This window comes from Pedobacter namyangjuensis (genome assembly GCF_003313325.1).
Classification (GTDB): domain Bacteria; phylum Bacteroidota; class Bacteroidia; order Sphingobacteriales; family Sphingobacteriaceae; genus Pedobacter; species Pedobacter namyangjuensis.
The window spans coordinates 248,174-269,484 of record NZ_QMHQ01000001.1 but is presented as its reverse complement, the minus strand read 5'-3'; the positions used below and the strand labels follow the sequence as shown (position 1 = coordinate 269,484).

General features: G+C 38.1%; 18 protein-coding genes. 6 read left to right on the top strand and 12 right to left on the bottom strand.

Going from position 1 to position 21,311, the window contains the following annotated elements; translation table 11 throughout:
- Positions 1 to 143: 143 nt before the first annotated feature.
- From DUT69_RS01290 to ruvX, 6 genes are all read right to left on the bottom strand, one after another.
- Complete coding sequence (locus DUT69_RS01290) at positions 144 to 1,136, bottom strand: DUF3078 domain-containing protein (RefSeq protein WP_113651328.1); 993 nt, start codon at positions 1,134 to 1,136, stop codon at positions 144 to 146.
- 350 nt (positions 1,137 to 1,486) lie between these two features.
- Entirely contained in the window at positions 1,487 to 2,245 is a 759-nt protein-coding gene (locus DUT69_RS01280; RefSeq protein ID WP_113651326.1) for a hypothetical protein, read from the bottom strand.
- 51 nt (positions 2,246 to 2,296) lie between these two features.
- Positions 2,297 to 3,148, bottom strand: coding sequence for a glucosaminidase domain-containing protein (locus DUT69_RS01275; protein WP_113651325.1), 852 nt, complete (start codon positions 3,146 to 3,148; stop codon positions 2,297 to 2,299).
- 6 nt (positions 3,149 to 3,154) lie between these two features.
- Entirely contained in the window at positions 3,155 to 3,832 is a 678-nt protein-coding gene (locus tag DUT69_RS01270) for a glucosaminidase domain and LysM peptidoglycan-binding domain-containing protein (protein WP_113652414.1), read from the bottom strand.
- Between the two features lie 76 nt (positions 3,833 to 3,908).
- Positions 3,909 to 4,541: an O-methyltransferase gene (locus tag DUT69_RS01265; protein WP_113651324.1), complete on the bottom strand. Its 633-nt coding sequence runs from the start codon at positions 4,539 to 4,541 to the stop codon at positions 3,909 to 3,911.
- Between the two features lie 5 nt (positions 4,542 to 4,546).
- Entirely contained in the window at positions 4,547 to 4,963 is a 417-nt protein-coding gene (gene ruvX / locus DUT69_RS01260; RefSeq protein WP_113651323.1) for a Holliday junction resolvase RuvX, read from the bottom strand.
- A gap of 485 nt (positions 4,964 to 5,448) precedes the next feature.
- Between ruvX and DUT69_RS01255 the strand changes: the two genes are divergently transcribed.
- The 4 genes from DUT69_RS01255 to DUT69_RS01240 are packed head-to-tail and all read left to right on the top strand — an operon-like array spanning position 5,449 to position 9,769.
- Entirely contained in the window at positions 5,449 to 6,597 is a 1,149-nt protein-coding gene (locus DUT69_RS01255) for a DNA polymerase III subunit (RefSeq protein WP_113651322.1), read from the top strand.
- Between the two features lies 1 nt (position 6,598).
- Positions 6,599 to 8,083, top strand: coding sequence for a regulatory iron-sulfur-containing complex subunit RicT (gene ricT, locus DUT69_RS01250; RefSeq protein WP_113651321.1), 1,485 nt, complete (start codon positions 6,599 to 6,601; stop codon positions 8,081 to 8,083).
- On the top strand, positions 8,076 to 8,549 hold the full coding sequence (locus DUT69_RS01245) for a gliding motility lipoprotein GldH (protein ID WP_113651320.1): 474 nt from the start codon (positions 8,076 to 8,078) through the stop codon (positions 8,547 to 8,549). The genes ricT and DUT69_RS01245 overlap by 8 nt, the downstream gene beginning before the upstream one ends.
- Positions 8,550 to 8,578: 29 nt before the next feature.
- A complete protein-coding gene (locus DUT69_RS01240) occupies positions 8,579 to 9,769 on the top strand; it encodes a thioredoxin family protein (protein ID WP_113651319.1) in 1,191 nt (396 codons plus the stop codon).
- Between the two features lie 284 nt (positions 9,770 to 10,053).
- On the opposite strand, the gene DUT69_RS01235 is transcribed toward DUT69_RS01240, so the two are convergent.
- Positions 10,054 to 11,355: a UDP-N-acetylmuramoyl-tripeptide--D-alanyl-D-alanine ligase gene (locus DUT69_RS01235; protein ID WP_113651318.1), complete on the bottom strand. Its 1,302-nt coding sequence runs from the start codon at positions 11,353 to 11,355 to the stop codon at positions 10,054 to 10,056.
- Positions 11,356 to 11,767: 412 nt separating this feature from the next.
- On the opposite strand from DUT69_RS01235, the gene DUT69_RS01230 reads away from it, so the two are divergent.
- Positions 11,768 to 14,251, top strand: coding sequence for a M14 family metallopeptidase (locus DUT69_RS01230; protein WP_113651317.1), 2,484 nt, complete (start codon positions 11,768 to 11,770; stop codon positions 14,249 to 14,251).
- A gap of 168 nt (positions 14,252 to 14,419) precedes the next feature.
- Here DUT69_RS01230 and DUT69_RS01225 read toward each other — a convergent pair whose 3' ends face one another.
- Positions 14,420 to 14,827 (bottom strand): DoxX family protein, encoded by a 408-nt coding sequence (locus tag DUT69_RS01225; protein ID WP_113651316.1) that lies wholly within the window; start codon positions 14,825 to 14,827, stop codon positions 14,420 to 14,422.
- A 3-nt stretch (positions 14,828 to 14,830) separates the two neighbouring features.
- Positions 14,831 to 15,727: a S66 peptidase family protein gene (locus tag DUT69_RS01220; protein WP_113651315.1), complete on the bottom strand. Its 897-nt coding sequence runs from the start codon at positions 15,725 to 15,727 to the stop codon at positions 14,831 to 14,833.
- 39 nt (positions 15,728 to 15,766) lie between these two features.
- On the opposite strand from DUT69_RS01220, the gene metG reads away from it, so the two are divergent.
- Positions 15,767 to 17,875, top strand: a complete 2,109-nt coding sequence (gene metG / locus DUT69_RS01215) for a methionine--tRNA ligase (protein WP_113651314.1) — start codon at positions 15,767 to 15,769, stop codon at positions 17,873 to 17,875.
- Between the two features lie 99 nt (positions 17,876 to 17,974).
- Here metG and DUT69_RS01210 read toward each other — a convergent pair whose 3' ends face one another.
- The 3 genes from DUT69_RS01210 to DUT69_RS01200 form a co-directional block, all read right to left on the bottom strand.
- Positions 17,975 to 19,378 carry a S41 family peptidase gene (locus DUT69_RS01210; protein ID WP_113651313.1) on the bottom strand — a complete coding sequence of 468 codons (1,404 nt, stop codon included), beginning with the start codon at positions 19,376 to 19,378 and terminating at the stop codon, positions 17,975 to 17,977.
- A gap of 68 nt (positions 19,379 to 19,446) precedes the next feature.
- The gene (locus tag DUT69_RS01205; RefSeq protein WP_113651312.1) at positions 19,447 to 20,253 is read right to left on the bottom strand and encodes a helix-turn-helix domain-containing protein; all 807 of its coding nucleotides are present in this window, start codon (positions 20,251 to 20,253) and stop codon (positions 19,447 to 19,449) included.
- Between the two features lie 54 nt (positions 20,254 to 20,307).
- Complete coding sequence (locus tag DUT69_RS01200; protein ID WP_113651311.1) at positions 20,308 to 20,823, bottom strand: SMI1/KNR4 family protein; 516 nt, start codon at positions 20,821 to 20,823, stop codon at positions 20,308 to 20,310.
- Between the last annotated feature and the right edge of the window lie 488 nt (positions 20,824 to 21,311).

Genomic DNA, 21,311 nt, shown 5'->3' with positions numbered 1-21,311 from the left:
AAATTTTTTCTCTCACAGATTTACGCAAAAATAAGGTGATTTTTAATCATCGTATAGAGCATATTAAAACGCTGCATTTATCAGTATCAACTACTTATCTTTCAACCTAATTAACAGATGAGCCAATGAACTAATGAACCACATCACCGCGGAAACGAAAATGCCAAGCCAAGCGCCAGCGTTTGCGATCCCTGTATCTTTTCGTCGGTGTCTCTATCATATAAACCAACGCCAGATAAAGAAACATTCATAAAACGGTTAATTTTAGAAATGATTGCAACATCCAATCTGTGGTCAATATGCCCAAAATTATCGTAAGGGATAAACATGTTATACTTTGTTCTAAGCGTAACATTTTTAAAAACCTCTTTTTCAAAATTTGATACTATAGAAAATGCCAATTCGTTCCTCACTCTTTTACCACGTTCTACACCAAAATTATTCGCGTTTGTTTTATAGATAGTAGTATCTAAAACAAAAGTTTGGCGGGCAGTACCTGTACCAATACGAGTAGAGAAAAACTTATCAGGCTTATATTCGAAACCAAAAGATTCTGTTAAATAGCCCGGCGACATAAATTTAGAAAGCAATCGCTCTTGCTCTGTTCCAGACGCATCTCTGCTATATGCAAAACCTTTATCAAACTGAGATTCGAAACTAACCGAACCGAAGAAATACCAGTTTTTTGAGATCTGAACTGCAGCTTTGTTATCCCAAAAAATACGGTCGTTGGTTTTTTTCTGCAGTTGGTCCTTATTCTTAACCTTGCCATATTGCAAAATAACCTCGCTACTGTAGCTATAACTTTCCTTGCTGTATTCTGCTTTATAGTTTACTAAACCGCCAATTGCAATAGAGTTTACCCCACCACCATTCCAGTTGTTACTAAAAGAAGCCTGGTTAACGTTAAGCCCAACCTGTGTTCTGGTTTTCCAGTAATTGATTTTTGCATTTACCACAGCCGGCGTAAAAGTTACCGGTTTAAATAAAATTGTTCCGGTTCTGCTAGGCAACGGACTACGCTTCAATTTAATATCTAAATCTTTAGTAGGGATAGGAATAGTGTCTATCTCTTGCGCTACAAGATTTAAGGTAAACGTAAATAAGGATATTAAAACTAATAGGAGATTCTTCATGTGTATTACAAAGAAAATGAAAAATTACACAGAATAAAAATTTATCCAGCTAAACAACTTTCTATTAGCTAGATATTTCAAATCTTTTTCGTGCCTGTAAGCTTCTCTTTCGAAACAAATATTTAAATATGCTTGATGATGATTTTTGTATTTAAAAAGATTGATGAAATAGTTCAGAAAATAAAGAATGTAAAAAAATATCAGTAACAATTCGAGCTGTTGTTTAAAATGTATTTTTTCATGGTTGATCAAAAAAACGTCGTTTTTTAAAGCGCTTCGTTTTACCAAAATAAATGGAAAAATAGCCATGCCTTGTGCCGGAAGTTTACTGAAAACGATTATCCATGCCCTCATTGTCCTTGTGGTGGTATTGGGTAACGAGGTAAAGCAGGCAACCTAAACATGGAGGGGTTTCTCTTGTAAGATGCGTAACTATTGGTAATAAAATTTATAAAAGCATACTCAGAAGCCGTTAACACAAAGGTATAAGTTGGGCGGTACTGCAACATAAAATCGTTAAGATCCGCTTCTGGTATGTCAACTAGATTTTTAACGTAATCTTTTCTATATCTGAAATCAATTATTTCTTCCCGATAATCTTTCTCTAAAATAGATTGCAGGTGACGAGCGTTTTTCCCTTGCCTACTTAACAAATTATAAATTGCATCAATACCCAAACCAACACCACGCTGACTCAAATTTAGCAAGTCTTTGCTACTACCTCGGTCTAAAGCATATTTAAACTCTTTTTGCTTATTGGCGTACGCTTCGGCAGGCGTGGGAACTTTCCCGGTAATTTTAACTTCCTTAAGCCTTATACCTAAAGATTTAAGCTGAAAAACAATTGCAGCCTGACCTTTGTAAATAACGGTATCCATTCCATATCCCGGAAGCGCAGCAAAAATGGTATCGCCAAGTTTCGCCCCTGTAGTAAACTCGCCTTTGGCGTTGTTGTAAATTCCTTCGTCGTTAGCCGGATTATAGATATACACTTTAGCCAGGCGATTTTTGCTTTCTACATCAACCACAAAACCCTGCACCATTTTATTTTGGGCAAGTAATTGTGTACCGCAAAGCGATAAAAGGAAAAGTATAAACGCTCGTTTCATTTGTTGCAGCAAAACTACAATTTAAGCAAATAGTTAATGCTTAACTTAACATTATTTAACTACTAAGAGTTTTTGTCCAATCTTAATATTGTTGTCCGTTATCTGGTTTAAAGCCTTCAAATCATCAATACTAATTTTATAAAGTTGCGATATTTTAAACAGCGTATCGCCTTGCTTAACCACATAATATTTGTCGCCCGGAACAAGGGGCGTAGTGCTAGTAGGTGGATCTTTTGGCGCAACGCTTACCGGGGTAAACTTTTTCTGTTCAACAGGGATATTGGCATTTATTTCTGTAAAAACGCGGTCTTCTCTATTAATTTTCTCTCTTTCAGATTCAGGCTGATCGTATTGGTAAAGCTTGTACTTCTCTATTATGCCAATTAACAAATCCGGATATTTCGGATTGGTAGCGTAACCAGCAGTTTTTAACCCGATTGCCCAGTTTTTATAATCGTTTTTATCTAGCTCAAACAAAAAGCTGTAGCGCTTTCTCTTTAAAAATTCAGAATGGTCTTTGTACGATTCTCGAGCATCTTTATAAACTCTAAAACAATCGTTGCTTCTATCATCATCTTTATAATAAGCTTTGCCTTTCCAGTCAGATGTGCATTTAATACCGAAATGGTTGTTGGCGTATTTGGCCAAGCTGCTACTGCCGCTACCCGACTCGATAATGCCTTGCGCCAAAGTAATACTGGCCGGAATACCGTAAGCATTCATTTCTTCTATAGCCACTGTTTTAAAAGCATCTATATAACTGGTGGTGGTATACGAAGTATAATTTGGATTTTGCTTATTCGCCGCCTTTTCAATTTGCTTATTATTGCGGCTATACTGCCTCGATTTACATGAGCCTAAAAACAAAATGGCTATGGTTGCTAGGAGCGTAATATTTCTCATTGCTGTTTATATTTTAATTTTCTGCCCAGGTTGTAATGCGGCAGATTTTAAGTTGTTTTTCTTCATCAAAGCCGTTGCCGATGTGCCTAGTTTTTTGGCAATTTTATTTAGATTATCACCCTTTTTAACAAGATAGGTTCTAACTCTTTTAGCAACAGAACTTTTTTTGTAAACCGGAGCCGCAATAACAGGTTCTACATAATCTTCTGGGCGCTCGTCGTATTCGTAAAGCTCGTATTTTTTAATTAATGCAATAACTTGCGATGACCAAGTTCTGCTGTGCGCATAACCACCTCTTTGTATACCTTTTGCCCAGTTTCTGTAATCGTACTGGTCATATTTATCGAACAAGCTGTTAAAATGTGTTCTGCTTTGCAAAAAGGAAATGAAATGATTGTAAGAAGAATCAACAGTGGGGTAATCTCTATATGCAGAACGAATTTCGGTATTGCTGTTTTCGCCTTTCACACCAAAATGATTATTAAGGTAGCGGGCAATTTTACTGGTTCCGGCGGCCGATTCGTGAATGGCTATGGCTAAAATAATGCTTGCCGGAATGTCATGTGTTCGCATAAGCTCTTGTGCGTGTTCCGCATGACTAGCTATATATTCTTCGGTATTGCTTTGCGCTTTTGCAAAAGCCATGGTAAAAAGGAGAACGGATAGTAGAAATGTTTTTTTCATTTGCGATAAGGTTGCGCTACTGCATAGCATAAGCAATCTTAAAAACATTGCTTAGCTATTGTAAAAGCGATTTAACTTATTTTTTTCTAATCACTAAAAGCCCGTCTCTTACAGGCAAAATTAATTTTTCAACTCGTTGGTCGGCGTTAATATAATCGTTAAAACTATTAATGTTTTTGGTGTCTTTATCTTGCGCTTGGTTTAATATTTTGCCACTCCAAAGTACGTTGTCTACAATTATTACACCGCCCGGTTTAACCTGGTCGAAAACCAAATCGTAATACGTACCGTTGTTCTTTTTGTCGGCATCAATAAAAACCAAATCAAATGTTTCGGCAGTAAGGCTTTTTAAGCTTTCTTGCGCATCGCCAATAATATATTTTATCTTATCATTTAAAGGTGATTTAGCAAAATTGCCCCGTACCATATCTTCAAGTTCGGCATTAACATCCAATGTGTAAATAAGCCCGTCGGCTGTTAAACCCTCTGCCAAACAAAGCGTAGCGTAACCGGTAAAAGTGCCTACCTCAAGTATGCGTTTAGGGTTGTTCATTTTGCTAATCATGCTTAAAACCCTGCCTTGATAGTGCCCACTTAGCATCCTAGGCAATAGCACTTTTAAGTTGGTTTCCCTATCAATATGTTGCAATAACGCATCGTCGGGCTCGCAATAATTTAACAGTAATTGTTGTAGTTCTTCGCTAATCATTGTGCTTATAAACGGTTTTGTTCCATAAAATATTGCAAAATTATAGTCGCTGCAATGGTATCAACTCGGGCTTTATCCCTTCTGTCGCTCTTTTTTAAGCCACTTTGCATAACGGTTTGCTCGGCTAGTTTAGAGGTATAGCGTTCATCAACCCAATATTGCGGTATAGTTGGGAAACTCTTTTTTAGCAAAGTAGAAAATCCTTTTGCATGTTGCTTTGATGCTGATGGGGAGCCGTCCATTTGTATAGGATCGCCAATTACAAAAGCCTCAACCTGCTCTGTAGCCAAGTATTTTTTTAGGTATTCGATAATATCTTTGGGATGTATATTGTCTAAACCAGTTGCAATAATTTGCAATGGGTCTGTAACGGCAATACCTACACGTTTTGTACCATAATCGAAAGCTAAAATACGAGCCATAAATCTTAAAACGCCAAAGATAAGGTTTTTAAAATAATAGGTTTTTAGCCGATGGTCTGTGGTAAACAAAACTTATTTTTTGCGATTATTTTTTTTTTGAAGATCATATCCAGTTCTTTTCGGTTACTGCTGTCCCGCCATCATTTCAAATCCTCATTTCGCTGTGCTCCATTCCGGGTTTTCCATTTTGTCGGGTCTATTTTACTAAGGCTTACCGCTCTAAGTTAGAACTGGCATAAACGTCTGTTCTGTGGCAAAAACCTGCGTAACTTAAACCAGACAGTAACGAAAATCCTTTTTTGATTGTCATCCTGAGCAAAGTCGAAGGACATATCAAAAAAGATTGTAGTGGATGGCGGGGCTTTCGGCTTCGATGAAACACCGAGCCCTGCTTTTCTGAAAAAAATGAAACACGAAATTTCAGCGCTAACTATTTTCTCGCATCTCCTATCTCAATACTCATATCTATTTCTTATTTTGCAGCAATGCAGTTTAAAGATATACTCGGACAGGAAGGCGTTAAGCAACAGTTAATTAACACCGTTTTAGAAAACAGGGTTAGTCATGCGCAATTGTTTTTGTCGCCTCAGGGTAGCGGTGCATTGCCATTAGCCATAGCTTATGCCCAATTTATAAACTGCAGTAATAAGTTGGCAAACGATAGTTGTGGCGAATGTTCGTCTTGCAGAAAGTATGAAAAATACATACACCCCGATTTACATTTCTCCTATCCTTTTTTTGCATCGGCTTCTATAAAAATAGCTACTGATGTACTAAGCGAGTGGCGAGAAATGCTGTTGGAAGACGCTTATTTCGACTTGGATATTTGGCGCTCTAAACTTAGTGCAGATAATAAACAAGCAAATATTAACATTGGCGAATGTCATGATATTATTAAAAAATTAAGCTACAAAGCTTTCGAGGCAGAAACCAAGGTGCTAATTATGTGGTTGCCCGAGTTTTTGGACAAAGAGGGAAATGCCTTGCTTAAAATAATTGAAGAACCGCCTGCTAATACGCTGTTTATTTTAGTAGCTCAAAATCAGGAACAAATTTTATCTACCATTTTATCGCGTACGCAAATTGTAAAAATACCTAAGCTAGGCGATGAGAAAATTGAAGATTACCTTATCCAAAAAGCAAGCCTATCAGAAAACCAAGCAAGCGAGTATAGTTTTTTGGCAGACGGAAATTTAATTGCGGCTAAAGCTCTACTGCAAGACACCCCGAACAACAATGCCGGCCATTTTGCCGAGTGGTTGCGTATGGGTTTTTCTAATAAAGTACCCGCCATGATAGACTTTACCGAAGACATGGCGAAGTGGGGCAGAGAGAACCAAAAGAATTTTTTACGCTATGGCATAAACTTTTTACGTGAGTGCAGCCTAATTATAAGTGGGGCAGATGATTTGGTTAAATTACCGCACCAAACGCTTGAGGTGGCTAAAAAGTTGTCGCAACATGTACTAACATTGCCTATGGTAGAAGCATTAATAAACGAATTGGAGCAGGCACATTACCATATAGAGCGTAATGCTAACCCAAAAATTCTGTTTTTAGATGTATCTTTACAAATAGTTAAAATAATTAAGTTTAAAACGCTCCCCACGGGGACTCAATATATATACGGATAATATGGGATGTGGAAGTTGCTCGACGGGTGGAGGATGTGCCCCCGCAGGCTGCAAAAGTAATGGCTCTTGCCTTACTGGAGGTTGCCAAAAAATGGAAGTACACGACTGGCTATCTAATTTGGATATGCCTGCTAATTATAAACCTTTTCAGGTTATAGAAGTTAAGTTTAAGGGCGCTAGAAAAGAGTTCTTTTTAAATAACGATAATATTTACCTAGAAATTGGAGAGCTAGTTGCGGTAGAAGGTGCAACTGGCGGATATGACATTGGTCACGTTTCGCTAACTGGCGAATTGGTGCGTACGCAAATGAAACGCAGAAAAACACCTATAGATCAGGTTACGCGTAAAGTTTATCGTAAAGCTACAGAAGCTGACGTAGATAAATGGAAGTTGGCAAAGGATATGGAGTGGGAAACGATGCATAAGGCACGTACCCTTGCTTTAGACCTACGCCTTTCGATGAAAATTAGCGATGTAGATTATCAAGGCGATAAGACCAAAGCTACTTTTTTTTACACTGCCGAAGGACGTGTGGATTTTAGGGAGCTGATTAAAAAAATGGCCGAAACTTTCCGTATTAGGATTGAAATGCGCCAAATAGGTATGCGCCAGGAAGCTGGTCGTTTAGGTGGTATCGGTTCTTGCGGACGCGAATTGTGTTGCTCTACTTGGCTAACCAATTTCAAAACTGTTTCTACGGCTGCCGCCAGGTATCAAAACTTATCTTTAAACACGCTTAAGCTTGCCGGACAATGTGGTAAATTAAAGTGTTGTTTAAATTACGAGTTGGATACCTATTTAGATGCGCTTAAAGACATTCCGGATCGTATTGAGTCTTTGCAAACTGAAGTTGGTGTGGCTCGCCACCAAAAAACAGATATTTTTAAGAAATTAATGTGGTTTAGTTATGCTAACCAAGAAGACTGGATTCCGCTAAAAGTTGACCGTGTAAAAGAAATCATGGCAATGAATAAAAAAGGCGAGAAACCGGTTAACTTAAAAGATGAAGCTGTTGAACTTAAAACCAGCGTTGTTGTAGAAAAAGTACACGATTACGAAAACGTGGTTGGTCAGGATAGTTTAACGCGTTTAGATGATAAGAGCAGAAATCGTAACAACCGTAACAATAAAAGCGGTGGTAATAATAACAAGCCAAATCAGCAAAGAAACGATCGTAATAGACCACAACAGGGCGAAAAAGCACAGCAAGTTAGGCCAAATCTAAATCAGCAAGCTAAACCTAACCAAGGTGGGCAAAAACCACAAGGACAGAAGCCTCAAGGCCCAAGACCTCAGCAACCTAAGCAAAATCCTCAGGCAAAAGAAGGTAAGCCACAAGCAAATCCTCAACAACCAAAACCTTTAGCAGATGCTGGAGCAACGCCTACGGATGCGCCAAAACCAAATAGAAATAACAGAAACCGTAACAAAAACAGAAATAAAAATAAGCCGTCAAATCCATCAGCATCAACACCTAATGAATAAGATTAAGTATTTCTGGTTGTTATCTTTTGTATCGATCTTGTTTGTTGGCTGTACCAATAACGCACTTGTAGACACTAACGATAACATGGTTGATAACAACTGGACTTATGCAAAAAGCACGAAGGCCAGTGTAGAAATCAAAGATCCGAATCAGGCTTATAATATTTATTTCAAATTACGCCATACGGCTGATTATCGCTATGCGAACCTTTTTGTATTGGTAAAATTAAAAGGCGCCGGTTTAAATAAAACTAACAGATACCAGTTTAAACTGGCTAAAAATGATGGCGAATGGTTAGGTAAAGGCTCTGGAGATATTTTTACGAGTAAATTTTCGTTACTAACCAACTATCGTTTTCTGGCTGCGGGCAAATTTGATATAGAGGTTGAGCAAAATATGCGAGATAATCCCTTAACAGGAGTAAGTGACGTGGGCATAACCGTAGTACCAGTAACAACTAATTAATAAGGCTTTTGCCGTATAAGAACAGTAAAATGAAGAACTTTTTAGGAACAATGTTCCTTTTATTTGCAACGGTTGCAGGGTTTGCAGCCGAAATCAATTTTCAGGACAACCCAGCTTGGGCTAGTATTTTAGAGAAGGCCAAAAAAGAAAACAAGATTATATTCTTAGATGCCTACGCGGTATGGTGCGGTCCTTGTAAAAAAATGGATGCCGAAACCTACAAAGATCAGGGCGTTGCCGATTTCTATAATGCCAATTTCATTAACGTAAAGTTTGATATGGAAAAAGGCGAAGGTCCCAAATTGGCCGAACAATATCAGGTTACGGCTTACCCAACTTTTTTGTTTATTGGTGCCAATGGCGAGTTATTGCACAAAGGAATTGGCTTTATCGAGGCTCCCGAATTTGTTAATTTAGGTAAAGCAGGCGTTAATCCGGCCGAACAGTATTATGCGCTTAAAAGCAAGGCCTTGCAAATGAGCAATGCCGAGTTTGCAAAATTTGCAGAACAAGCGGTACAAATGAGAGACGAAAGTTTTCCTGATGTTGCAAAAGAATACCTTGAAAAACAAGCGGATATTTTAGGCAACAAGGATTTAATTGCCTTGGTAATGAACGGAGCAGTTAGTTTCTCGGAAGAAAAATCCTTAGCGTACGTAATTGCCAATAAAGAGAAAATTATAGCAACTGGAATGTATAGCGCCCCCGAGGTTGAGCAAAGAATGATTGCGTTGATGTTTTCTTATGCTTTATCCCCAGCGCAACAAACCAGCGATGAGGAGTTGGATTTCGAAGTTGTAAAATCGGTGTTAGATAAATACGCGGCTAGTAAATCCTTTTTCCTTTTCAATTTTTTTAAAACGCAGTTTTACATTGGCGAGAAAGATATCGATTCAGCGGTAACATCTTTAGATTTGCTTATTTCGGCTGTGCCGGAAAAGGTTTCAATAGATGAAATTTCTAATGCATTACTAACGGCAGGACCAAGTTTAGCGCAAAGCGGAAAACTGGACGCAACCTTAAAGAAGTTTGAAACAATGAAGGCCTGGGCTACGGTTCCGGATATGCTTTATATGAAAGATTTTGTAAAGGCTGTTATTTACATTAAAAGCAACGACATACCAAAGTTTAAAGAAGTAGCTAATGCTTTAATTTCTAATGCCACAACGCCACAAAACGTTAAAGACGATTTGAAATCAGCGTTGGAAAGAATGCAGTAAGAGTTTTTGCCATTCAGAGCACAGCGAGGAATCTATAAGGCTAGATATATTGATTTTTCAAGCAATCTCGAAATGTTAACGCGGATTTCAAATCCGCTTTTATCTTTTATTTCGAGATGTGCTACGCTAACATCTCGAACAGCTTAGGCAACATCTCCGAACAAAAAATATTTTTGTCATTCAGAGCAGAGCGAAGAATCCATAAGGGTGGTTTGCTTTGCAGATTCCTCCGAAGTCGGAATGACAATTTTTTCTAGATAAACTTGCATGGTGTAATCAATATCCTACAACAAAGGCAACAACTGCTCCAACGCCATTCCTCTGCTTCCCTTTAAAAGCACTAAACTGTTTTTGGGTGGATTGGCTTGCAAATAGTCTTTGGCCTCTGCAGGAGTAGAAAAGAAGAGCCCTTTTAAACTTTTTTTATACTCGTTAAAATTTTTGCCGATAAAAATCAAAGTGTCAATTTTGTTTTTTGAAGCTAATTCTGCCACTAATTTATGTTGCTCTGGCGCCTCTGGGCCAAGCTCAAACATATCGCCAATAATTGCCGTTTTGTGCGGCGCTTTTAACGACTCTAAGTTGTTCAATGCTGCGGTCATACTGCTCGGGTTAGCATTATAAAAATCGCAAATAACCGTGTTGTTTTCTGTTTTGGTAAGTTGAGAGCGGTTGTTATTAGGAAAATAGTTAGCCAAGCCATTGTTAATCTGTTCGGCACTAAGCTCAAAGAAATTGCCAATGCAAATAGCGGCAAGAATATTTTCGAAGTTGTAAGTTCCCGTTAGGTTTGCCTTGGCGCTGTAACTTTTATCGGCCGTAGCCCATTCAAATTCAATTAGCGGGTCGCTGTGTTTTAGCGTACCGCTAATACTGTTTTCCTTATCCGTACCGTAGTAAACTACTTTGTTCAAATCGGCTTTACTACTCATCTCTAACAAATACGGATTGTTTCTATTAATAAAAGCAAATCCATGGTGTGCTTTTAGGTAAGCAAACAGTTCGGCCTTGCCTTTTTTTACACCTTCAAAACCGCCAAAACCATCTAAATGCGCCATGCCCACATTGGTAATTAAACCATGTGTAGGTTGTGCAATTTCGCATAAAAATTCAATCTCTTTTTGATGGTTTGCACCCATTTCTATCACCGCAATTTCTACATCGCTCTGCATAGATAAGATGCTTAACGGTACGCCAATATGGTTATTTAAGTTCCCTTTAGTAGCAAAAGTTTTAAATCGCTCTGCTAAAACTGCTCTAATTAATTCTTTTGTGGTGGTTTTGCCGTTGCTGCCTGTTAAGCCAATTACCGGAATGTTCAATTGCGAACGATGGTGTTTAGCTAAATCCTGCAAACTGCCCAGCACATCAGCAACTAACAAACATTTATCGCTTACCGCAAACTCTTTATTGTCGATAATTGCATAAGCTGCGCCTTGTGCCAACGCCTGTGCTGCAAAAGTATTTGCGTCGAAATTATCGCCTTTAAGTGCAAAAAATAAACAGCCGTCGCTAATGGTCCTAGTGTCTGTACTAACAATTGGGTGCTGTAAATAAATTTGATAAAGCTGTTCTGTAGTTGTCATTCGCAAAGCGGATAAATGTTATTGGTAAAATTACAAATGCAAAGACAAATAAAATATTCTTTTTTAAAAGAGTTGTGGGGTGCCTCTTATTAGTAAATCAGTTTTAGTGCCCAATGGTCCCCACAGTCCTGCTATTGCCTATAGCCGCTCCCGAAAAAATCGGGACGCGGGCTATTTGGCGCTATCAGGTTTATTTAACAACAGTTTGTTCAATAAAAGCCTGCCAATTGCACAAAGTAGAAAACTAGCCCCGACATACGCGTAAATTCTTTAACAAAAATCGCCTTGGCGATTTGTTAAAGATTGAAGCTTTGGCGGGAAGAAATTGAGTTAATAGCAGTGGCTTTGCGCTACAAATATTGTAGTAAAACTGTAAGGCATTTTTAGTATTATTGATAAATATTCCCTTTTTATGAAGAAATTCTTTGCTTTTGTTTGCCTGCTGTTTTTTGGTTTTCAGGTTGTTTTTGCCCAAAGCCCAAGTCCCGACGAGTTTTTGGGCTACCCATTAGGAACTAAGTTTACGCCCCATTACCGCGTGGTAGAATACTTTAAAAAAGTAGCGTCGACGAGCAAAAATATGCAGTTGCAAAGTTATGGCAAAAGTTATGAGGGAAAGGAACTTTTGTTAGCTGTAGTATCATCTAAAGAGAATATGGACAGGTTGGAAGAGTTGCGAAAGAACAATTTGAGTTTGGCAAATGCCGAAAAAAAGGCAACGAACTTAGCTAAACAACCGGCTATTTTGTGGTTAAGTTATAATGTGCATGGTAACGAGGCAAACTCTACCGAAACGGCTATGAAAGTGCTTTACACCTTGGCCGAAGCGAAAGATGCCAATATAAAAGATTGGTTAAAGAACACGATTGTAATTATCGACCCCTGCTTAAATCCTGACGGAAGAGACCGTTATGTAAGCAATTTTAACATGGTTAGCGGTAAAGTCCCCAATCCAGACCCAACTGCAAGGGAGCACAGCGAACCTTGGCCCGGTGGCCGACCAAACCATTATTATTTCGATTTAAACCGCGATTGGGCTTGGCAAACGCAGGTTGAAACGCAGCAAAGAATGGTTGCCTACCATAAATGGATGCCACAAGTGCATGTAGATTTTCATGAGCAAAGTTATAACGAACCCTATTATTTTGCGCCTGCGGCCGAGCCGGTTCATCAGGATGTTACACCTTGGCAAAGAGAATTTCAGGTAATAGTTGGTAAAAACAATGCCAAATACTTTGATGAAAATGGCTGGCAATACTTTACAAAAGAACGTTTCGATTTGCTTTACCCATCTTACGGCGATACTTACCCGCTTTATAATGGGGCTATCGGCATGACTTACGAGCAGGGAGGAATTAGAGCTGGTTTAGCAGTTATTACGAACGACGGCGATACGCTAACGCTTAAAGATAGGATTGATCATCATTTTACGACCTCAATGGCTACTTTAGAAAGCGTTTCCGGAAATGCGAGCAAGTTGGTAAATGAGTTTAAAAAATATTTTGAGCAATTGTCGGTAAATCCGCCCGGCAATTATAACACTTATATTGTTAAAGCCAGCAATACTGCAAAATTGCATAAACTGGGCGAACTGCTAACCAAAAACAATATCAAATTTTCTTTTGGAGCCGATAGAACATTAAACGGCTATAATTTTGAATCGCAAAAAACGGAGAGTTTTAAGGTAGATCGAAATGACATGATTGTTAACCTGCAACAACCAAAAGCAGTGCTTGCAAGTGTGCTCTTTGAGCCACAAACAATGGTAAGCGATTCGAATACTTACGATATTACAGCTTGGGCTTTGCCTTATGCCTATGGCTTAAATGCCTACGCCGTTAAGGAAGCGGTTACAGGAAGTTTTACTTTTATTGAAGAACAAAAAAATGCTGTGCCTACTATTGCCAAGCCCTATGCCTGGGTTTTACCTTGGACATCGGTTGCGGATGCGCAAACCTTGGTAGCTTTGCAAAAGCAAAAGGTAAAGGTGCGCATAGCAGAAGAGGCATTTACCATCGGCGGTAAAATTTATCCGGTAGGTTCGCTTTTAATTTATCGTACAGAAAACGAAAGGGCAAATGCAGGTTTTAACAAAGTGATGAGCAATATTGCGAAAGATTTTAATATTTCATTTTTTCCGATAGCAAGCGGTTACGTAGAAAAAGGAAAGGATTTCGGGTCTTCTGTTTATCGCTTATTAACAGCACCAAAAATTGCGGTGGTAAGTGGCGAGGGTATTTCATCACAAGGTGTTGGAGAAGTTTGGCACTTTTTTGAGCAAGAATTGAATTACCCAATTAGCATGATTAGCACGCAGTCTGTAGCTTATTTAGACATAAACAAAATCAACGTTCTTATATTACCCGATGGAAGTTACAGCGAAAAACTAGCCGAACAACTAAGTGGCTGGATTACCGCCGGCGGAAAAGTAATTTTAATTGAGGATGCAATTGGTCCTTTTATTGGCAAACGCCCATTTGATATAAAAAAGAAAGAATACACGCAAAAAGAAGAAAAGGAAATGGAGCGCAAGTATGGCGAAAAGGATAAAGACGATTTACAGAATTCTATTCCGGGGGCTATTTATAAAGTAGCGCTAGACCAAACGCATCCGCTTTCTTTGGGTCTGGGCAAATTTTATTACACGTTAAAAACCGACGAAAAGATTTACGAACCTTTGCAAAACGGCTGGAACGTAGGCACGCTTAAACCTAATAGTTACATGGCCGGTGTTGCCGGAGATAAGGTAAAGAAAAAACTAGCCACAGGAATGTTGTTTGGCGTGCAAGAATCTGGCAAAGGAACCATTGTTTATTTGGGTACCGATGTTTTATTCCGCTCTTTCTGGGAAAATGGAAAGCAAATGTTTACGAATGCATTGTTTTTGGTTAATTAGATAAGGGAAAAGCTAAAAGACTAAAGCTTAAAGCGTGAATAGTTTTAAGTCGGTAAAAGCCGGAGAGGAATCTGCTGAAAATGAATAACAAAAAAGGATGAATGTGAATAAGCCATTCATCCTTTTTTATTTAATGAGTTACCTGGCAACTCAAAACCGGTAATAGAATTACTTCTTATCTACGCTATATTTTCCTGGGCCGATAAATATCAAACCTAAAAAGACAAAGCCTAATTCAATAGCATGCGATGCGCCACTTAAACCATCGCCTTTGCCAAAGTGAACTAATGCTGCAATAATCATGGTAAAAACTAGCATCGCGTTAGCTGGTCTAAAGAATAAACCTAACACCAACAATAAACCGCCAACACCTTCGGCAACGGCAGCCATAAAGCCCCAAAATACTGGTAAAAAATCTACACCAACAACTTTCATGCTGCCACCTAGTCCTTCCCAGCCTTGTGGGCCACCAGCTAGTTTCGGGAAACCGTGGGTCATCATCATAATACCCAAACCTACTCTTAAAATTAATAATCCGGTGTTGCGGTATTTACCTAAACTATCAAAAATTGCCATTTGCTATAAAAATTTTAAATCTACACTTTGTTTATTAACGCTTAAAGATACGGATTTACCTAATACCATTGCTCGGTTATCATCTATATGTCCGCAAGGGAAATTAAAGCACACCGGATAATCGTATTCCTTTACCAGCTCCCAAATCACTTCTTCTGGCGTTTGCCCAAAGGGGATAGACTCTTCGCCAACTTCGTTAAAAGCGCCGATAATTAAACCTTTTAATTGTGCTAATTTTCCAGCTCGTTTTAACATTCGCATCATTCGGTCTATCGAATATTCATGTTCGCCAACTTCCTCCAAAAACAAAATTTTATCCTTAAAATCCATCGCCGAAACAGAGCCTTCAACCGCTATAAGCAAACTCAAGTTTCCGCCAATTAAAATTCCTTCGGCTTTGCCTTCTCTGCCACCTTCGGTTTTATAATTGTAAGCCAAATCCTCGCCAAAAAGGGCAGCACGCAAACTTTCAATCGCCTCTGGCGTGCTATCTTCAAACGTATAAGGCATTTGCCCGTGGATGCTTTGAGTATTTAACTTGGCAAAAGCGTGCGATAATAAAACCGTTATATCGCTAAAGCCAATTAGCCATTTTGGATTCTGGCTAAATGCTGTAAAATCTAATTCGTCGATAATTCGGATTGTGCCATAACCACCTCTTCCGGCAATTATCGCTTTTATGCTCTGGTCGTTTAAAAACTGTTGCAAATCTGCGGTTCGTTCTTCATCGCTTCCGCTAAATTGGTGGTGTGCGCCAGTAACGGTTTTGCCCTGTATAACGGTTAATCCCCAGCTTTCTAAAATCGAAATGCCGTAGGCAATACTTTTTGGTAATTTTTTAGCCGGACAAACAATTGCAATTTTATCGCCCTTTTTTAAATATGGTGGCTGTTTAATCATAGGTAAAACACTTATCTTTGCCAAAATAAATAAATAGTTTTGGATAACAGTAAAATTAAAAGATATACCGTAACGGCAGCTTTGCCTTACACTAATGGTCCGGTTCATATTGGTCACTTAGCGGGTGTTTATTTACCTGCCGATACCTACGTACGTTTTCTTCGCTCTAATAAAAAAGACGTTAAGTTTATTTGCGGTTCTGATGAAAACGGCGTTCCAATTACGTTAAAAGCCAAAAAAGAGGGAATTACACCACAACAAGTGGTAGATAAATACCACAAAATTATAGGCGATTCTTTTAAGGATTTTGGAATTTCTTTTGATATTTATCACCGTACATCATCGTTAACGCATCATCAAACGGCCGAAGATTTTTTCGAAAAACTGTACAAAGACGGTGTGTTTACCGAAGAAATTACCGAACAATACTACGACGAAAAAGCACAAACTTTTTTGGCCGATAGATACATTACGGGTACTTGCCCTAAGTGCGGAAATGAAAATGCTTATGGCGATCAGTGCGAAAGCTGCGGAAGTACCTTAAACGCTACGGATTTAATCAATCCAAAATCTACACTTTCTGGCGAGCCACCTGTACGCAAAGAAACTAAAAACTGGTTTTTGCCACTAGATAAATACGAAGATAAATTAAGAGCCTATATCGAAAGCCATAAAGAATGGCGACCAAATGTTTATGGGCAATGCCAAAGTTGGTTAAATGCAGGTTTGCAGCCAAGGGCGATGACAAGGGATTTAGATTGGGGCGTAAAAGTGCCAGTTAAAGGTGCTGATGGCAAGGTTTTATATGTGTGGTTTGATGCGCCTATTGGCTATATCTCTGCTACAAAAGAACTTTGTAATTATGCCAAATTAGATGTTTGGAACCCGAAGGCAGAAGAATACTACATTAACCAAAACGAAGTTGATAAATGTGGTTGGGAAGAATATTGGAAGGATGAGGAGACCAAATTGGTACATTTTATCGGTAAAGATAATATCGTTTTCCACTGTATTATTTTCCCCGCTATGTTAATGGCGCATGGCGATTATATTTTAGCAGATAATGTGCCTGCAAACGAGTTCTTGAATTTGGAAGGTCAGAAAATATCTACTTCTAAAAACTGGGCGGTTTGGTTAAATGAGTACCTGTTGGAATTCCCGGACAAGCAAGATGTATTGCGCTATGTTTTAACAGCAACTGCTCCAGAAACTAAAGATAACGACTTTACTTGGAAAGATTTTCAAGCTCGTAATAACAACGAGCTGGTTGCCATTTTAGGTAACTTCGTTAACCGCGTTACGGTACTTACGCATAAATATTTTGATGGGAAGGTGCCAACTTGCATGGAACTTACCGAGCAAGACCAAGCGGTTATAGATGAGTTAAAAGCGTACCCTGCAAAAATTAGCGCATCCATTGAACAATATCGTTTTAGAGAAGCTTTAGGAGAGGTGATGAATGTTGCACGTTTAGGTAATAAATACCTGGCAGATACCGAGCCTTGGAAAGTGATTAAAACCGACGAAGATAGGGTTAGAACAATCCTATATATCAGTTTACAAATTGCAGCCAATCTAGAAATTTTAATCGAACCATTTTTGCCATTTACGGCAGATAGGATGATGAAAATGCTGAATTATGGTGGTCACCAATGGGCAAATGCAGGTAGTGTTGAATTATTGAAACGCGGACACCAACTAAATGAGCCAACTTTACTATTCGCAAAAATTGAGGACAGCGAAGTGCAGGCACAGATTGATAAGTTAAACAATAGCAAAGAAGCTAATGCGCAGGCAAATGCAACTTTGGCACCAGCAAAACCAAATGTTTCTTTTGAAGATTTTGGGGCGATGGATATTAGGATAGCCACGATTACCGCTGCAGAAAAAGTAGAGAAAACTAAAAAGCTTTTGAAGCTAACTGTTAATACAGGTTTAGACGAACGTACCGTGGTTTCTGGTATTGCTGAATTTTACAAACCTGAAGATATTATAGGTAAACAAGTAAGCTTGCTAGCTAATCTGGCTCCAAGAGAAATCAAAGGAATTGTTTCGCAAGGCATGATTTTAATGGCTGAGGATGCGCAAGGCAAGTTAACTTTTGTAGCCCCAACAACTACGTTTGACAATGGTAGTGTAGTGCGCTAAAATTTTTTGAAATTTATGTAGAACGCCCCGAAATTTCGGGGCATTCTTGTTTTAAGGCATTTCGTTACCGACGGATGTATTCGCCTATTGAAACTTATTTTAATCGTTCTCTAAATAGTCTACAGCAAACTGTACCCAGTCTTTTACCGATGAATCTATATAAACATCCGGCTGGATGCCGATATTATCTATGGGATAATCTGGTAAACGTAAAGCTCTATAAGTAGGCATAAATACCTTGTAGTTTTCGCATCCGAAATCTACGGCAAAAGCATTTCCATAATCTAAGGCACCATAACTCGGAGCGCCCATTAATTTAACTTTTTTGCTTTGTTTGGCTACAAATAATAGATACTCTGCTGAACTCCCAGTAAGCTTGTTAACCAAAATAATAATGTTTTTCGGGCTCTTTTTCGCTATCTTAACTTCTTCTATGTAAATAGGCCCAATGGCCTCGCCCATTCTAACAAATTGCCCTAAATTTTCCTTAAGTTTTTTAATCGTTTTATCAGTGCCCTCGGTAGAAACGTTTTTGTCTAATGTTTTCTTGTAAGCCTCCAAGTTGTCTATATAAGTTTGGGTAGCCAAAAATTCGGCACCTGTATGGCGTATCGTTTTACCAGAAATATAAGGAAGCAGTTTCTGATAAGCATCCGTGGTGCCACCGGGATTGCCACGAAGATCGATTATGAGGTTTTCGCTATTTTCCAGCAAGTCTTTATTTCCTTCAATTAACTGATTAATTTTTTTCAAGTTGTGATATTCAAAACTCGGTAGTTTTAAGATGGACGTTTTTGCAGACAGCTTTTTAAAGTGAAAGCCTACAGTATTGTTCAGTTTTTCTTCCAATTCCACTGTGCTTAATGCTGGCTTAGGCAACTGTTTAATTAACGCTACATCAACCTCGTTTAGGTACAAGATATTTTCATCGGGTGAAACAAATTTGCCTTTTTTTACGCTGCGGTCTCTCAAAGCATATTCGAAATCGCCATTGGCAAATATTTTAAACTTTATATCTTTTGGTTTCCAAGCAGCAGATTCTGCTTCAATAATAAAACCAATATAATGGTTTGCATCTGTTTTTTTAATGCCAATTTTATAGCCGGCCGTAGTCCATACACCTTCAAGTAAATCTTTGGTTTTAGTTACTTTTTGCTCAAACTCCTTAATATCTATCGCTATTTGTTCGCCTTTCGCTTGGCTTTCGGTAACTATTGCTGCGCCATTTGCCATCACTAACATGTGCGGGTCTTTAAAATAGTCGGTGTATTTTTTTAGCAATTGCTGACAAGCTTTCTCATCGGCAGTTTTGGCTTTGTCGCTAATATTCTTTACATGTTCCTTATAATTAGCTTGGTCTGTAGTTTTTGCACTAAAACCAGGATATTCGGTTTCCACTTTATGGATAAGTCTAGTTACAATTGTTTCGCAGTTGCAGTTTGGTTGTTGTGCATATACGGTTTGCGATAGTAGCAGGGCAATGAACCCAATTAGTTTTTTCATGTTGGATATTTATTAACGATGCAAAACTAGCGCACCCGAAATACCCAAAATTGTAAAAATGTAAACCGCTAAATAAATAGCCAAATATTTTCCTTTTTCGTATCCACATTTTTAAAAAAAGAAAACGGATTTACGTTGGTAAGCTGTTTAAAATCTTTAATAAGGTGAGATTGATCATAGAACAAACTTTCATAAGACAGGGAAGTAAGGTTTTTGCTGTCTTTTTGTTTGCCTATTGCATTTCTAAAACGGTGTATTTTGCGGTATTCGGACGGCGATTTACCTAAATATTTGCCGAAGATTTTGTTGATGTATTGCCTCGAAACAAGATGCTTTTTTGCAATTTCTTCAATTTTAAGGTCTGCCTCTACGTCAGCTAAAAGCGACTCCATTACTGCTAGATCTTTAGGCATTAATCTATTTAGCCAATAAGCTTCCAAAGTATCGCGTTGCAAATCGCGGTTATCCATTAGCAAAATCTCTTTCATTAGCATAAGATAGTCTGTAGATGGAGCAAAGTTAATGGCGTTTTCTTGCTGGTAGAGTTGCTCGGCATCGTTTACAAAATGATTAATGCCCAAAGGTTCGAAGTAGAATGTTAGTTCGTGTATTACCCCACTAAAGGTTATCTTTATTGGATTTATATAACGAGATACAAAATTGGAAATTACATTCTCCTTCTCGCTACCATCAATCAGTATCTCGTTTTTTCTCAAAGTAACCTCCGTATTAATATTTACCGAAGTGATGAAATAGTTGTTTGGAAACGTCCAGTATTGTAGCGGTTGAGGATTTTCATCTGGCGAAACAAAGTAATAACCTGCAATGTATTTTTTTAATAAGTCACTTTTTGGCCTATAATATTCAATCTTCATTTCGTGTTTTTTGCAATCGTTTCGCAGTGCGAAGATAGTTGATGAATTATGATTTTACCAATATTTGAAAGGGTAACGTTCGTATAAATTTGGTGCAATAGAATTGATAATGGTGATGAAGTTATGTTGCTCCGATTCATCAAGCATTTCATTTTCGTCGAGCAAATCTTCAAGCGATTGATATAAATAAGCCATTTGCAGAAAGCTTAAAAATGAGATTCCCAAGTTTAAAAATTGGGCTTCATTAACATATTCGCCAAGGTTATGGTCGTAGAAATAAATAGTGTTGCGCTCTTTGTCAAGAAACCATTCGTCGCCTTGCCCAGTTCTGCCAACCATCCATAATTTGTTACTGATGGTTGGATAGTTATTGGTGAGATATTTGTTTTCTTTTAAGGCTTCTTCGTAATCGAAAATCAAAATATCTGGTGTTATCTCTAAACCTTGGTATTTAGATAGGAAAGAAATATAAAACTTATCTAATTTCGGTAATGCACTAATGTTTTTTAAGATTGATTTTCTTTCTTGAAATTTTTCAAGTATTTCTTCTGCTGTTAACTTTTCAAACATAGCATGATTTTGAAAATGATGTGTCAAAAATATCACCCCTTCGGGGTTTTATATAATTTATTTACAATATGTTATAATCCTATCAGTCCTTCGGACTTTTAGAAACCTAAATTGCAATTTGAAAGGTTGAAACATCGAAGGGACAAAAAGATTTTTATAATTTATTTAAATATGCTATAATCCTATCGGTTCTTTAGTCTTGTTAATCGTTATTTTGCAATGTGTAACCTAAAATCCCGAAGGGATGAAATTATTATAGAACAAATGATAAAAGTTAACCAACCCCGAAGGGGTGAAATTACAAATCGATCCAATCGAACAAATATTTTTCATCATGTTGTATTTCAAATTTTTTAAGGATTTCCAGATATTCTTCTTTAAATGTTTTTTTGCGGTGGTGTTCTTCTTGATTGGCAATATATTGATAGACATTTTCTATTTGCGAATGTGCATACGAAAATGTGCCGTAGCCTTATGAAAATGTACCT

Excerpts from the sequence above, each read along its gene's own strand:
- DUT69_RS01235 (WP_113651318.1), bottom strand. The coding sequence starts at position 11,355 with ATGACAACTACAGAACAGCTTTATCAAATTTATTTACAGCACCCAATT.
- DUT69_RS01220 (WP_113651315.1), bottom strand. The coding sequence starts at position 15,727 with ATGATTAAACAGCCACCATATTTAAAAAAGGGCGATAAAATTGCAATT.
- DUT69_RS01280 (WP_113651326.1), bottom strand. The coding sequence starts at position 2,245 with ATGAAACGAGCGTTTATACTTTTCCTTTTATCGCTTTGCGGTACACAA.
- ruvX (WP_113651323.1), bottom strand. The coding sequence starts at position 4,963 with ATGGCTCGTATTTTAGCTTTCGATTATGGTACAAAACGTGTAGGTATT.
- DUT69_RS01210 (WP_113651313.1), bottom strand. The coding sequence starts at position 19,378 with ATGAAAAAACTAATTGGGTTCATTGCCCTGCTACTATCGCAAACCGTA.
- DUT69_RS01230 (WP_113651317.1), top strand. The coding sequence starts at position 11,768 with ATGAAGAAATTCTTTGCTTTTGTTTGCCTGCTGTTTTTTGGTTTTCAG.
- DUT69_RS01205 (WP_113651312.1), bottom strand. The coding sequence starts at position 20,253 with ATGAAGATTGAATATTATAGGCCAAAAAGTGACTTATTAAAAAAATAC.
- DUT69_RS01240 (WP_113651319.1), top strand. The coding sequence starts at position 8,579 with ATGAAGAACTTTTTAGGAACAATGTTCCTTTTATTTGCAACGGTTGCA.
- DUT69_RS01270 (WP_113652414.1), bottom strand. The coding sequence starts at position 3,832 with ATGAAAAAAACATTTCTACTATCCGTTCTCCTTTTTACCATGGCTTTT.
- DUT69_RS01275 (WP_113651325.1), bottom strand. The coding sequence starts at position 3,148 with ATGAGAAATATTACGCTCCTAGCAACCATAGCCATTTTGTTTTTAGGC.
- DUT69_RS01225 (WP_113651316.1), bottom strand. The coding sequence starts at position 14,827 with ATGGCAATTTTTGATAGTTTAGGTAAATACCGCAACACCGGATTATTA.
- DUT69_RS01200 (WP_113651311.1), bottom strand. The coding sequence starts at position 20,823 with ATGTTTGAAAAGTTAACAGCAGAAGAAATACTTGAAAAATTTCAAGAA.
- DUT69_RS01255 (WP_113651322.1), top strand. The coding sequence starts at position 5,449 with ATGCAGTTTAAAGATATACTCGGACAGGAAGGCGTTAAGCAACAGTTA.
- DUT69_RS01245 (WP_113651320.1), top strand. The coding sequence starts at position 8,076 with ATGAATAAGATTAAGTATTTCTGGTTGTTATCTTTTGTATCGATCTTG.
- DUT69_RS01265 (WP_113651324.1), bottom strand. The coding sequence starts at position 4,541 with ATGATTAGCGAAGAACTACAACAATTACTGTTAAATTATTGCGAGCCC.
- DUT69_RS01290 (WP_113651328.1), bottom strand. The coding sequence starts at position 1,136 with ATGAAGAATCTCCTATTAGTTTTAATATCCTTATTTACGTTTACCTTA.
- ricT (WP_113651321.1), top strand. The coding sequence starts at position 6,599 with ATGGGATGTGGAAGTTGCTCGACGGGTGGAGGATGTGCCCCCGCAGGC.